At 65.5% G+C, this 12753-nt stretch carries 10 protein-coding genes; 6 read left to right on the top strand and 4 right to left on the bottom strand.

Annotation, left to right across the window (positions count from 1 at the left end):
• Positions 1-81 precede the first annotated feature (81 nt).
• The 3 genes from aguB (at position 82) to V9K84_RS20575 (ending at position 2454) form a co-directional block, all read left to right on the top strand.
• Positions 82-960 (top strand): N-carbamoylputrescine amidase, encoded by an 879-nt coding sequence (gene aguB / locus V9K84_RS20585; RefSeq protein WP_043861659.1) that lies wholly within the window; start codon positions 82-84, stop codon positions 958-960.
• A 2-nt stretch (positions 961-962) separates the two neighbouring features.
• Positions 963-2069 (top strand): agmatine deiminase, encoded by a 1107-nt coding sequence (aguA, locus tag V9K84_RS20580; RefSeq protein ID WP_054915931.1) that lies wholly within the window; start codon positions 963-965, stop codon positions 2067-2069.
• Between the two features lie 184 nt (positions 2070-2253).
• On the top strand, positions 2254-2454 hold the full coding sequence (locus V9K84_RS20575) for a hypothetical protein (RefSeq protein ID WP_078481589.1): 201 nt from the start codon (positions 2254-2256) through the stop codon (positions 2452-2454).
• A 92-nt stretch (positions 2455-2546) separates the two neighbouring features.
• On the opposite strand, the gene V9K84_RS20570 is transcribed toward V9K84_RS20575, so the two are convergent.
• The gene (locus V9K84_RS20570; RefSeq protein WP_088514126.1) at positions 2547-4637 is read right to left on the bottom strand and encodes a TonB-dependent siderophore receptor; all 2091 of its coding nucleotides are present in this window, start codon (positions 4635-4637) and stop codon (positions 2547-2549) included.
• 395 nt (positions 4638-5032) lie between these two features.
• Here V9K84_RS20570 and V9K84_RS20565 point away from each other — a divergent pair, with 395 nt between their 5' ends.
• Positions 5033-6322 (top strand): OprD family porin, encoded by a 1290-nt coding sequence (locus tag V9K84_RS20565; protein WP_043861662.1) that lies wholly within the window; start codon positions 5033-5035, stop codon positions 6320-6322.
• Positions 6323-6349: 27 nt separating this feature from the next.
• Here the strand turns inward: V9K84_RS20565 and V9K84_RS20560 are convergent, their stop codons facing one another.
• Entirely contained in the window at positions 6350-8017 is a 1668-nt protein-coding gene (locus V9K84_RS20560) for an FMN-binding glutamate synthase family protein (protein ID WP_043861663.1), read from the bottom strand.
• A gap of 114 nt (positions 8018-8131) precedes the next feature.
• Positions 8132-9022 carry a LysR family transcriptional regulator gene (locus tag V9K84_RS20555; protein WP_088514127.1) on the bottom strand — a complete coding sequence of 297 codons (891 nt, stop codon included), beginning with the start codon at positions 9020-9022 and terminating at the stop codon, positions 8132-8134.
• A 97-nt stretch (positions 9023-9119) separates the two neighbouring features.
• Here V9K84_RS20555 and V9K84_RS20550 point away from each other — a divergent pair, with 97 nt between their 5' ends.
• Positions 9120-10292, top strand: coding sequence for an MFS transporter (locus V9K84_RS20550; protein WP_088514128.1), 1173 nt, complete (start codon positions 9120-9122; stop codon positions 10290-10292).
• A 127-nt stretch (positions 10293-10419) separates the two neighbouring features.
• Positions 10420-11598, top strand: coding sequence for an MFS transporter (locus tag V9K84_RS20545; protein ID WP_043861666.1), 1179 nt, complete (start codon positions 10420-10422; stop codon positions 11596-11598).
• On the opposite strand, the gene V9K84_RS20540 is transcribed toward V9K84_RS20545, so the two are convergent.
• Entirely contained in the window at positions 11592-12746 is a 1155-nt protein-coding gene (locus V9K84_RS20540) for a hypothetical protein (protein ID WP_088514129.1), read from the bottom strand. The two genes, V9K84_RS20545 and V9K84_RS20540, sit on opposite strands and share 7 nt — an antisense overlap.
• Between the last annotated feature and the right edge of the window lie 7 nt (positions 12747-12753).

Below are 12753 nucleotides of genomic sequence, written 5' to 3'. Positions count from 1 at the left end.
TTATTTTTGGCTTTTAAAGCCGATATTTATCGGCTATAAAGTGCTCATCGTCTTCCCTTGTACCTTCCCAAGGAGGTTCCCATGAGCCGTACCGTCACCGTCGCCGCCACCCAGATGGCTTGTTCCTGGGACCGCCAGGCAAATCTCGCCACCGCCGAAAAGCTGGTGCGCGAAGCCGCCGCCAAGGGCGCGCAGATCATCCTGATCCAGGAACTGTTCGAAACCCCGTACTTCTGCCAGAAGCCCAACGCCGACTACCTGCAACTGGCTACGCCCACCGAAACCAACGCCGCCATCGCGCACTTCCAGACGCTCGCCAGGGAGCTGCAGGTGGTGCTGCCCATCAGCTACTACGAGCTGGCCGGCCGCGCCCGCTTCAACAGCATCGCGATCATCGACGCCGACGGCAGCAACCTGGGCGTGTACCGCAAGAGCCACATCCCCGACGGCCCCGGCTACCACGAGAAGTACTACTTCAACCCCGGCGACACGGGCTTCAAGGTGTGGCAGACCCGCTACGCCAAGATCGGCGTGGGCATCTGCTGGGACCAGTGGTTCCCCGAGTGCGCCCGCAGCATGGCGCTGCTGGGCGCGGAGATTTTGTTCTACCCCACTGCCATCGGCAGCGAACCGCACGATGCCAATATCCTCTCCCGCGAGCACTGGCAGCGTGTGCAGCAGGGGCACGCCGGCGCCAACCTGATGCCGCTGGTGGCCAGCAACCGCATCGGCCGCGAAGAACAGGACGGCTACGCCATCACCTTCTACGGCTCGTCGTTCATCGCCAACCAGTTCGGCGAAAAGGTCGAGGAACTGGACCAGACCGAAGAGGGCGTGCTGGTGCACAGCTTCGACCTGGACAAACTGGAACACGTGCGCAGCGCCTGGGGCACCTTCCGTGACCGCCGTCCGAACCTGTATGGTGCGATCAAAACCCTCGACGGTTCACTGGAATCCTGACCATGAAGACCCTGAACACTACCCCGCGCGCCGACGGCTTCCACATGCCTGCCGAGTGGGCACCGCAAACCCAGGTATGGATGCTGTGGCCCGAGCGCCCGGACAACTGGCGCCTGGGCGGCAAGCCGGCCCAGGCCGCCCACGTGGCGGTGGCCAAGGCCATCGCGCGTTTCGAGCCGGTCACCGTGGGTGTGTCGGCCGGCCAGTACGAAAACGCCAGTGCGCAACTGGACATGCCCAACATCCGTGTGGTGGAAATCAGCAACGACGACGCCTGGGTGCGTGACACCGGCCCGACCTTCGTGATCAACGACAGCGGCGAAGTGCGCGGCGTGCACTGGGGCTTCAACAGCTGGGGCGGCTTCGAGGGCGGCCTGTACGCGCCGTGGAACCGCGACGAACAGGTGGCGGCCAAGGTGCTGGAAATGGAGCGCTGCCAGCGTTACCGCACCGAGGGCTTCGTGCTCGAAGGCGGCTCGATTCACGTGGATGGCGAAGGCACCCTGATCACCACCGAGGAGTGCCTGCTCAACCACAACCGCAACCCGCACCTGAATCGCGAGCAGATCGAGGCGATCCTGCGCGATCAACTGGCGGTGGACACCATCGTGTGGCTGCCCGAGGGCCTGTACAACGACGAAACCGACGGGCATGTGGACAACTTCTGTTGTTACGTTCGCCCGGGCGAAGTGTTACTGGCCTGGACCGATGATTCGCAAGACCCCAACTACGCACGCTGCCGCGCCGCCCTGGCGGTGCTGCAAAGCCAGCGCGATGCCAAGGGCCGTGAATTCGTGGTGCACAAGATGCCGATCCCGGGCCCGTTGTACGCTACCGAAGAGGAGTGCGCCGGGGTCGATCTGGTGGCCGGCAGCCAGGAGCGCAACCCGTCGGTACGCCTGGCCGGTTCCTACGTGAACTTCCTGATCGTCAACGGCGGGATCATCGCGCCGAGCTTCGACGACCCCGCCGATGCCGAGGCCAGAGCGGTCCTGGCACGTCTGTTCCCCGATCACGAAGTGGTCATGGTGCCGGGCCGCGAGCTGTTGCTGGGCGGTGGCAACATCCATTGCCTGACCCAGCAGCAACCCGCCCCTGCCAAGCGCTGAGAGCGGCCTGGCAAATCAAGCCCGTCATCGACGGGCTTTTTTTTGCCTGCGCGATGGCCGGCGACGCAACTGGCACACCTCTTGTATTCGTTTTGCCTTGTATTTCAAGCAAGTACGACGGCGCAGTTCTGTCACAAAGTTTGATTAAGGTAGCCGCTCACACTTCTGGGGAGTACGTGTGGAAATGAATGCGACAAGTGAACCGGTTTCGCACCCGTCGGTGGTGAACCTCGAGGCGCTTGAGGCAGTGGCGCAGTGGTTGAAACACCATGGAACCCTCCGGGTCAGGAAGACCGATCCACGACGTGCACTGGTGGAACGTTATCCACAGGGGTTGATCACCGAGGCAGAGCTCGATGCGCTGCTGGGGGTGTGCTACCGCTGAAACACAAAAGGCCATGTTGGCCCCTTCGCCGGCAAGGCCGGCTCCTACAGGCCACTTGCACCCTGTAGGAGCCGGCCTTGCCGGCGAAGCACTTAGAAGTTGTAGGTACCCGTCACCACCAGGCTGCGCGGATCACCGAACTGGATCTGCCCGGCACTGGTCGCCGAACTGTAGTAGGTCTTGTCGGCAATGTTGCTCAGCGCCGCGCGCACATCCCAATCCTGCGTGCGCCAGCCGACCAGCGCGTCCCAACTGCCAGACCCCGGCAGCACGATGGTGTTCTTGGTATCGGCATAACGCTGCCCCACCAGTGTCACACCCGTTTCGGCGTACCAGCCCATTTCCGGTTTCCAGGTGACGAACAGGCTGGCGTTGCGCCGCGCCACGTCGTTGATGCGGTTTCCGGCATTGCCTTCGGTGTCCTCGACGATGGTGGCGTCCTGCAGGCCGATGCCCCCGCGCACATACCAGTTACCTCCCAGCTTGCCGGTGACGGTCAGTTCGACCCCGCGCGAGCGCTGCAGGCCGGTGAGGATGTAGCGGTCGGCGTTGTCCGGGTCGCGGCTGCGGCGGTCGTACAGCTCCAGCTCGTACACCGCCAGGGTGGTGCTCAGGCGCTCGTCCAGCCACTCGCTCTTGACCCCGATCTCCTTCTGCCGTGTATGTTCAGGCCCGGTTTCGTTGGCGTTGCCCGCCGCCCCCGGGGTGATGCCGATCAGGCCACCGCCCACCGGCGAAAAGGTCTTGCTCCACGAGGCATAGAAAGCGTGGTCCCTGAGCGGCGTCCACACCACGCCCAGGCGCGGGCTGGTGCTGTTGCTCTGCTGCTTTTCGCTCAGGCCGCTGACCTTGCTGGTGGTGTCCACCTCGAACCGGTCATGGCGCAGGCCCACGAGCAGTTGCCACTGATCGTTCAGGCGGACCTGGTCCTGCACATACAGGCCACGGCTGTGCACGTCTGTATGGTTGTTGCTGGACACCGCCAGCACGCCGTTGTGTTGCTGGCCGCGGTCCGGGTTGAACAGGTCGACGCCCGGCACGCCCTTGCCGCTGCGCAGCAGCGAGTGACGGCGCTGCTCGCCCAGTTCGAGCCCCGTGAGCAGGGTGTGCTCCAGGCCGAAGGTCGACACGTTGCCTTCGATTTCCACGGTGTTGAACAGGTTGCGCGTGTTCAGGTCCTGCTGCCAGCGCTGGCGCCCGACCAGGCCGGTGCTGGCGTTGTAGCCGGTGAGGTAGGTGTTGTCGAAGTCGCTGTCGAGCTGGAACAGGCCCAGGGTATGGCGCAGTTGCCAGGCATCGTTGAGCTGGTAGTTCAGGCGCGAGCGCAGCGACTGCGCGGTGTCGTCGATGTAGTCGCGCTGCGGGTCGCCATAGGTGGTGCTGCGGCTGACATCCACCGGGCGACCGGTGCGCGGATCGCCGGGGATACCGCGGTCGGGCGTGCGGTTGTAGCGGCTGTATTCGTACTGCACCAGCCAGTTCAGGTCCGGGCTGAGCTGCCAGCTCATCGAGGGCGCGAACAGCTGGCGGCTGCCGTCGATGCCGTGGCGGAAGCTGTTGTTGTCGCGGTTGCCCATGTTCAGGCGCAGGCTGAGGGTGTCGCTGGGGTCGGCACTGAGGTCGGCATACAGGCTGCGCAGGTCGTCGCTGCCGCCCTGGGCCTCGATGCTGGAGTGTCGGCCGGCTTCGGGCGCCTTGCTCACGCGGTTGATGATACCGCCCTGGCTGCCGCGGCCGTACAGCACCGCCGCCGGCCCCTTGAGCACCTCGATCCGTTCGATGTTGTACAGGTCGCGCACGTACTGGCTGTCGTCGCGGATGCCGTCCAGGTAGAAGTCGTTGCTGGCGTCGAAGCCTCGGATGCGCAGGCTGTCGAAGCGGGTGTCGGCGCTGTTGCTGACGTTGGGGATGCCGCTCAGGGCCTTGCCCAGGTCATGGGTGCCGTAGTCGTGCACGCTGGCGGTCTTGATCGAATCGATGGCCTGGGGCACGTAGCGTGCCGGGGTGGAGGTGCGGGTGGCGGTGGTCACTTCCTTGACCCGAGGGTCATCCCGGTCGCTGTCGGCGGTTACCGACAGCTCGGGCAACGTGGTGCTGGCAGCACACGCCAGGCTGGAGCTGAACAGGGCGCAAAGCCCCAGAGACACAGGGGAAAGACGGCAAGGGACAGGCGTGGCACGCATCGGCAAAGTTACTTGGTGATGAAAAGGATGCGAATGGTAATGCTTTGCATTCCCAAATGTTAGCGCTATTTACGCACCTTTGTGGTGCGGTCGTATCCAGGTATTTCCACCCGGGCGCAACCGATTGCGGGTTGCCTTGTCTGCGCCGCTGAAGACGGCGTAATGGCCATATGACTTGTCGTTTTCACGAATTTTTGACATGGCCTTGTACGCACGGCTAGGATCGGACCCAACGCCTGTAGGCCCATCGGCCAAGAGTCCCAAGAAAAGGCCCGCTGCACCCTTGTTGCAGGCGGGCTTTTTGTTTGCAGACCCGTGAGCGTCAACCCACGCAGGGGGCGTGGTTCCTGGCGTTGGTCGCAGAGCGTAAAACACTCCGAAATAAGGAAAATAACATGTTGAAAACACGGATCAGTCTGATCGCGCTGGGGCTTATGGCGGCGACTCAGGCAATGGCCAACGACCAGGCCGCGTCGAACGGTTTCCAGGAAGACAGCAAGGCCAGCGTTCTGCTGCGCAACGCGTTCATCAATCGTGACAAGAAGCATGGCAGCAGTGACCAGTCCGAGTGGGGCCAGGCCTTCATCGGCAAGTTCTCGTCGGGCTTCACCCAGGGCACCGTGGGCGTGGGCGTCGACGCCTTCGGCCTGTACGCCATCCGCCTGGACGGCGGCAAGGGTCGTAACGGCGGCGCCGGTATCGACTTCTTCAAGCCAAGCGATACCGAACCGAGCAACTCCCCGCACAACCTGGCGCGTGCCGGTGCTGCGATCAAGTTCCGCGTCTCCAATACCGTACTGGCATACGGCGACCAGATGCCGACCCTGCCAGTGCTGAACTATGACGACGGCCGCCTGCTGCCAGAGAGCTTCACTGGCACATCGATCACCTCCAAGGAGATCAAGGGCCTGGAACTGAACGCCGGTCGCTACACCCAGGAAGCGCGCAAGAGCGCCGAAGGTCGCGATAGCGGTGGTCTGAAGTCGATCAACGTGTTCGGCGGCAAGTACCAGTTCACCGAGAATTTCACCGGTGCGCTGTACACCTCCGACGTCGAAGACGTACTGAAGAAGCACTACCTGGGCCTGAACTACGTCCACGCCATCTCCGACGACCAGTCGCTGACCCTGGATTTCAACGGCTACAAGTCGGATATCGACAAGAAGTACGTCAACCGTGCAGGCCTGACCGGTGACCGCAACACCATCTGGAGCCTGGCGGCCACCTACGCCTTCGGCCCGCACTCGATCACCCTGGCGCACCAGCGCAACACCGGCGACACCGGCTACCAGTACGGCTGGTACCAGAACCGCCGCGGCGTGGGTGACGGTGGTTCGACCATCTTCCTGGCCAACTCCTACTGGTCCGACTTCAACGCCGAAGACGAGCGTTCGTGGCAGATCGGCTACGGCCTGGACTTCAGCGCCTTCGGCGTACCGGGTCTGACCTACAACTTTGCATACGTAGCGGGTGACAACATCAACACCCACGGCTTCGGCGAAGGCAAAGAGCGCGAAATCTTCAACCAGTTCAAGTACGTGGTTCAGGAAGGTCCGGCCAAGGACCTGTCCGTCAAACTGCGTAGCTCGTTCCTGCGTGGCACCAACAACCTCAACGCTATCGACTACACCGCAGACGGCAACGAAGTCCGCGTATTCGTCGAGTACCCGATCAGCATCCTCTGATCGATTCGACCTTCAAACAACCCCGGCCTAGGCCGGGGTTGTTTGTTTTCGGCGTACCGCATTCGCCGGCGCCACGGGCGCATCCTGCAATTGCGGCGCGAAGCTGTCGCTGCGGGCCATCCGCCACATCCGTGCATAGAATTCGCTGTCGATCGAGCCGCTGAGCAATTCGCCGGGCTTGAGGAACACGTGCAACTGCGAAAACAGCCGGATCTCGCTGGCGCTGACGCGGCGCACCAGGTGCTTGGGCTTGAGTTCGCTGGGGTGCTCGAGGCCGGCGGCCGCGAGCATCTCGGCCAGCGCATGCAGGGTATTGCGATGAAAGCTGAACACCCGTTCGGCCTTGTCGGGCACCACCAGTGCACGCTGGCGCAACGGGTCCTGGGTGGCCACGCCGGTGGGGCACTGGTTGGTGTGGCAGCTTTGCGACTGGATGCAGCCGATGGCGAACATGAAGCCGCGCGCCGAGTTCACCCAGTCGGCGCCCAGGGCCAGCACGCCGGCGATGTCGAACGCGCTGACGATCTTGCCGGCGGCGCCGATGCGCACCTTGTGGCGCAGGTTCAGGCCCACCAGGGTGTTGTGCACGAACATCAGGCCCTCGCGCATGGGCACGCCGATGTTGTCGCTGAATTCGCGTGGCGCAGCGCCGGTGCCCCCTTCCTTGCCGTCGACCACGATGAAGTCGGGCACGATCTGGGTGGCCAGCATGGCCTTGGCGATGCCCATGAACTCCCAGGGGTGGCCCAGGCAGAACTTGAAGCCCACCGGTTTGCCGCCGGACAGCTCGCGCAACTGCGCCACGAACTCGAGCAACCCCACCGGCGTGCTGAAGGCGCTGTGGGCGGCGGGCGAGATGCAGTCTTCGCCGGGCGCCACACCGCGCGTGGCGGCGATCTCGGCGCTCACCTTGTGCCCCGGCAGGATGCCGCCGTGGCCGGGCTTGGCGCCCTGGCTGAGCTTGATCTCGATCATCTTCACCTGCGGGTCGCGGGCCTGTTCGGCGAAGCGCTGCGGGTTGAAGCGGCCGTGGGCGTCGCGGCAGCCGAAATAGCCGCTGCCGATTTCCCAGATCAGGTCGCCGCCATGTTCGCGGTGGTAGGGGCTGATGCTGCCCTCGCCGGTGTCGTGGGCAAAACGGCCGAGGCTGGCGCCCTTGTTCAGCGCACCGATGGCGTTGGCGCTGAGGGCGCCGAAGCTCATGGCCGAAATGTTGAAGATCGACGCCGAGTACGGCTGGCGGCATTGCGGGCCGCCGATGGCGATGCGAAACGAGGCCGGGTCGGGGGTGTTGACCGGCAGCATCGAATGGCTGATGAACTCGAAGCCCGGGCGGTACACGTCATTGAGCGTGCCGAAGGCTTTCTCGGCGCTTTCGTTCTTGGCCCGTGCGTACACCAGCGAGCGCTGCGCGCGGGAGAAGGGCAGCTTGTCGTCGTCGCCTTCGAGCAGGTACTGGCGGATCTCGGGTCGGATGGTCTCGATCAGGTAGCGCAGGTTGCCCAGGATCGGGTAGTTGCGCCGCACTGCGTGCTGGCGCTGGCGCAGGTCGTTCAGGCCCACCAGCGAGAGCAGCGTGCCGATCAGGGTCAATGGCCAGAGCCAGGCGTGAGTGGCAAGAAACGGCAGGCTGGCCAGGCTGAACGTGAGGCACGCCGCCAGGCAGGCATAACGGCTGGGAAACGAGAGGCGCATGAATCTTCCGCTGATGATGTTTGTCGCGCCTAGGATAGGCAAAGCACCGCGGCGGAAAACCCGTGGTTTCGGTAAAACAGTTTTATCCGCGCCGTGCTTGCCAGGCGCCGGGGCTCATGGGCCCGGCTGGTTGATGATCGCCAGGAACGCCTCGGCCGCCCGCGAACGGCCGTGCCGGCGGCTGATGGCATGCAGCGCGATGTGTGCATCGGCATCGCTCAGCGGGCGGTAGCACACGCCCTTGCGTTCCAGCGCGCTGGTGCAGGCCGGCACCACCGCAACGCCCTGGCCGGCGGCGACCAGGGCGATGATGGTGGTGGTCTGCTGGCCGCTGGGGCCGCGGTGCAACGGCAGGCCGGCGTTGGCGAACAGGGTCTCGATGGCCAGGTTGAGGCCGGTGCCGTGCTGCTCGGGGTAGAGGATCACCGGGCGCTGCTGCAACTGCGCCAGGCTGACCTGTGCCTGTTCACTGAGCGGGTCGCTGACCGGCAGCGCCAGCAGCAGGGGTTCGTGCTCCAGGGTGTCGGTGTGCAGGTTGTGCTCGGCGGGGGGCGGCAGGCGGCTCAGGCCGATGTCCAGGGTGCCGTCGCGCAGCTGCGCCCACTGGTTCATCGACGCCTGTTCGATCAGGTTCAACTGCACCTCGGGGAAGGCCTGGGCGAAGCGCTGGATGGCCTGGGTGAAGCGGTCGCTCAGGGCTACGGAGCTGGCATAGCCCAGGCTCAGGTGGCCGGCCATGCCGCTGGCGAGCCTGGCGGCCATGGTTTCCGCCAGCGCCAGTTGCTCGATCACGTTGCGTGCATAGGGCACGAAGGCCTGGCCCTGCACGGTGAGGCTGACGTTACGGCTGCTGCGCTCGAACAGGCTGAACCCCAGCTGGGCTTCCAGCGCCGAGATCTGCCGGGTCAGAGCGGGCTGGGCCAGGTGCAGGGCCTGGGCGGCGCGGCCGAAATGCAGGGCCTGGGCCACGGCCAGGAAATAGCGCAGTTTGCGGAGGTCGAGCATGGTGCACCTTGAGGTATCGATCGGTCCGAAATCGGTATTGGCCCGGGGCGAGTGGGGCGCCGTATAAAGGGCGCCACACACTTTAACGAGTTTTGCCATGCAGGCGCCTTCTTCGGCTGCGCGGGTCGCGATGTTGTTGTGCGGCTGCGCGGCGTTCCTCCCCTTGTACGCCACCCAGGGCATCCTCGCGCAACTGGCCCGGCAGTTTGCCGTGGACATTGGCCAGGTGAGCTGGAGCCTGACCATCACCACCCTGATGGTGGCGCTGACTGCGCCCTGGGTCGGCTGGCTGGCGCGGCGCTGGTCGCCGGTGACGCTGATCGTGATGGCGGCGTTGCTGCTGGCCACCCCGGTGCTGCTGATGGCCACGGTGGGCAGCTTTGCCGAGCTGCTGCTGTGGCGGGCGGTGCAGGGCTTGCTGATACCAGTGATCTTCGCCTGCAGCGTGGCGCTGATTGGTGAGCGATGGCAGGGCGCGAGCGTGACCGAGGTCACCAGCCTGTACGTGACCGGCACCATCCTGGGCGGTTTTGCCGGGCGCTTCGTGGTGGCGTGGGTGACCGAGTACAGGGGCTGGCGCGAAGCGTTCGAAGTGCTGGCGCTGGTGGTGCTGCTGATGGGGCTGGGGATTCGCTGGCTGCTGGTGCTCGAACCGATGCCGGCGAGCAGGCGCAGGGCCAGTGCGCCACCACGGTTTGGCTGGCCATTGTGGTCGGCGTGTGCGGTGGGGTTCTGCGTGCTGTTTTCACAGGTGGCGTCGTTCACCTATGCGGGGCTGCACCTGAGCCGGGCACCGTTCGGGCTGGGGGCGGCGGCGCTGGGGTCGATCTATGCGGTGTTTCTGCTGGCGCTGGTGGTCACGCCGATTGCCGGCCGCCTGGCCAGGGCTCGCCCGCCGTTGCACCTGCTGATGGTGGCGGGCGTTGTCGGCGCGGTGGGCATCGGCCTGACGCTTGTGCCCACGCTGTGGGTGATCGTGCTGGGGCTGGCGTTGAGCTCGACGGGGGTGTTCCTGGCGCAGGCGGCGGCCAACACCTTCATTGCGACCACGGCCGGCGCGAACAAGGCCGGGGCAATCGGGCGCTACCTGACCTGCTACTACCTGGGCGGGAGTGCCGGCGCGCTGTTGCCGGCGGTGCTGTGGCAGCAGTGGGGCTGGACCGGGTGCGTGGTGCTGATTCTGGGGTTTCAGGCTGTGTTCATGTTGATCGGGCGGGTGGGCTGGCGGGCCTCTTCGCCGGCAACGCCGGCTCCTACAGGGCCGCGCTGACCCTGTAGGAGCCGGCGTTGCCGGCGAAGGCGTTTGTCCAGCCGCTGCAGATCCCAACTCCGGTATATGCACAACTGCCACCGCCAATCCCCATGCTAAAACAGCCATACCCATCGGCGGACCCACCATGACAAAAACAACCACCCCGCATTTCGGCCTGCTGTGCCTGGCCAGCTACCTGCTGTCGCTGTCCTACGGCTCGACCTTTCTGCTCTCGCTGCTGGTCACTTCCCGAGGTGGCAACGAACAGGACGCCGGCAGCATCATCGCCATCGCCATGCTCAGCACCGTGATCGCCGTGCTCGGCAGCGGCCATCTCGCCGACTGGCTCGGCACCGCCCGCGCCATCGCGCAGTCGGCGCTGTGCCTGATCGGCGCCTGCCTGGGCTTTGCCCTGGTACCCGGTGTCGACTTCAGCCTGTGGCTGTGCGGCCTGCTGCTGGGCCTGGGCTGGGGCGCGTTCTACACCCTGGGCCCGATCCTGGTTGCCGCGCTGGTCGAGCCGGCCCGGCGCACCCACTGCTTCGCGCTGCTGTCAGGCAGCATGATGAGTGGCATCGGCTCCGGCCCGCTGGCCGGCAAGCTCGCCTCGCTGCTGCACCTGCCACTGGAAACCGCGTTCTACACCGCCGCCCTGGCCGCCGCTGTGGGGATGCTGGTCTTCGCCTGGCTGGCCCGCCAGCACCCGGCACAGGCGGCCAGCGCCCGCATCAGTCGCCACGCCGGCATCCAGGTGCTGCGCTCGTCGGCGCGCTGGCCGATCCTGATGGTGGGCCTGGGCGGCGCGGTGTTCGGCGGGCTGGGCAGCTTTCAGACCACCTACGCGGCCAGTCGCGGGCTGGACTATTCGCTGTTCTTCGTCGGCTTCATGCTCGCCGCCATCGGCTGCCGGCTGCTGATCGCCGGCTGGGTGGTGCGGCATGACGCCTACCGCACCTCGTGCCTGCTGACCGGGCTGATGGTGCTGGCCGTCATTGCACTGGGCTGGTGGGTGCAGGACGCCCTCAGCTACCTGCTGGCGGCGGCGTTGCTGGGGGTGGGCTACGGGCTCAACTATTCGGTGATCAACGGCCTGGCGGCCAACGAAGCGCCCACCGGCTACACGCCGCAGGCACTGCTGCTGTTCAGCCTGGGGTACTTCATCGGCGTGTTCGGCTTCCCGCTGCTGGCCGGCACCCTGATCGTGCAGGGCGGCCCGCATGCACTGCTGCTCAGCGTGCTGTGCGTGGCGCTGCTCAACTGGCTGGTGAGCGTGGGCCGGCTGCTCGGGCGCTGGCGGGCCCGAGCGTTGCCACAGGGTTACTGATCCGGGGCGATGGCGAACATCAGCTGGTTCTCCTGCACATACACCAGCGCTTCGCGGCCATTGATGTCCACCGGGCGGGCCGACACCGCCTCGTGCTCGGGCACGACCTTGGACAGCACCTTGTTCACCAGGTCGACACGCCAGACGCAGGCCATGCCGCCACTGTTGTCGAAGTACAGCACCGGGCGGTGTTCGCTCCAGGTCGGGTTGACCAGGCTCCAGCCACTGGAGTCGGGCGCCATCACGCTCTCGTAGCCGCGCGAGTTGCCGTCGCTTTCGTAGGCCAGGCGCAACTGGTCGTTGGCCACGTTGAGGTCTTCGAGCACACGCGCCTTGGCAAAGCGCACGGTGTTGGAGCCGGCGTGATAGCCCTGGGTGGTCGGTTGCGGCGGCTGCTGGCTGCCCACGGCATACACCATCGACTGCTCCAGCTCGCCGTTGCTGCGCTGGCGGTAGTAGAACGCGCCGTCCTGCACCCCGGCATAGCGCTCGCGCTGGTCGTTGAAGCCGCTGTGGGACCAGCCGGCAAAGCGCACGTTGCGCGCGATCACATGCCAGCCGGGGTGATCGTCGGCGTATTCGAGCAGGGTACCGGAGGTGGCCAGCGTCAGGTGTTTGTCCTGCACGTAGGTGGGCCCGTCAGGGTCGCCGGAGACGTACACGAACGCGTGCAGCACGCCGTCCTTGACGGTCACATCGATCAGTTGCGCCACCGAGTCCTCGCTCATGCCGATGAACGGGGCCAGGGCAAAGCGCTGCCACGGCGCGTCCTCGACCTTTGCGTACACCTCGCCCTTGGGCAGCGGTGCGAGGCTGTCGGAGGCAACCGGCGCCGGTGCCGGCACGGCGGTCAGCCGGCGGATCTGGCGGTCGTAGGCGCTCTCCAGGCACTCGGGGGTCTTGCACTGGTTGCGCACGTTCTTCAGCCAGTCGGTTTCCAGCTCGCGGAATATCTTCTGCGCCTTGAGCGGGGTGTACAGCGCATTCAGCTGGTCGTCCTTGGCCGACAGCGAGGGCGTGTTGCAAATCGCGGTTTCCAGAATCGTGTTGGCCCTGCTGCAATCGAAACCGGCGGCCGAGGCCACCGGCGCGTGCAGGGCCAGGGCCAGCAAGGCGGGCAGGGTGAGCAGGCGGGTCACGGTGTGCATGGGGGTG

It is taken from the genome of Pseudomonas sp. AE27 (genome assembly GCF_037113495.1).
Classification (GTDB): domain Bacteria; phylum Pseudomonadota; class Gammaproteobacteria; order Pseudomonadales; family Pseudomonadaceae; genus Aquipseudomonas; species Aquipseudomonas palmensis.
The sequence above is the reverse complement of the archived record's forward strand: the minus strand, read 5'-3'. Positions and strand labels throughout refer to the sequence as shown.

Coding starts and splice junctions, on each gene's coding strand:
- aguB (WP_043861659.1), top strand. CDS start 82: ATGAGCCGTACCGTCACCGTCGCCGCCACCCAGATGGCTTGTTCCTGG.
- aguA (WP_054915931.1), top strand. CDS start 963: ATGAAGACCCTGAACACTACCCCGCGCGCCGACGGCTTCCACATGCCT.
- V9K84_RS20575 (WP_078481589.1), top strand. CDS start 2,254: ATGAATGCGACAAGTGAACCGGTTTCGCACCCGTCGGTGGTGAACCTC.
- V9K84_RS20570 (WP_088514126.1), bottom strand. CDS start 4,637: ATGCGTGCCACGCCTGTCCCTTGCCGTCTTTCCCCTGTGTCTCTGGGG.
- V9K84_RS20565 (WP_043861662.1), top strand. CDS start 5,033: ATGTTGAAAACACGGATCAGTCTGATCGCGCTGGGGCTTATGGCGGCG.
- V9K84_RS20560 (WP_043861663.1), bottom strand. CDS start 8,017: ATGCGCCTCTCGTTTCCCAGCCGTTATGCCTGCCTGGCGGCGTGCCTC.
- V9K84_RS20555 (WP_088514127.1), bottom strand. CDS start 9,022: ATGCTCGACCTCCGCAAACTGCGCTATTTCCTGGCCGTGGCCCAGGCC.
- V9K84_RS20550 (WP_088514128.1), top strand. CDS start 9,120: ATGCAGGCGCCTTCTTCGGCTGCGCGGGTCGCGATGTTGTTGTGCGGC.
- V9K84_RS20545 (WP_043861666.1), top strand. CDS start 10,420: ATGACAAAAACAACCACCCCGCATTTCGGCCTGCTGTGCCTGGCCAGC.
- V9K84_RS20540 (WP_088514129.1), bottom strand. CDS start 12,746: ATGCACACCGTGACCCGCCTGCTCACCCTGCCCGCCTTGCTGGCCCTG.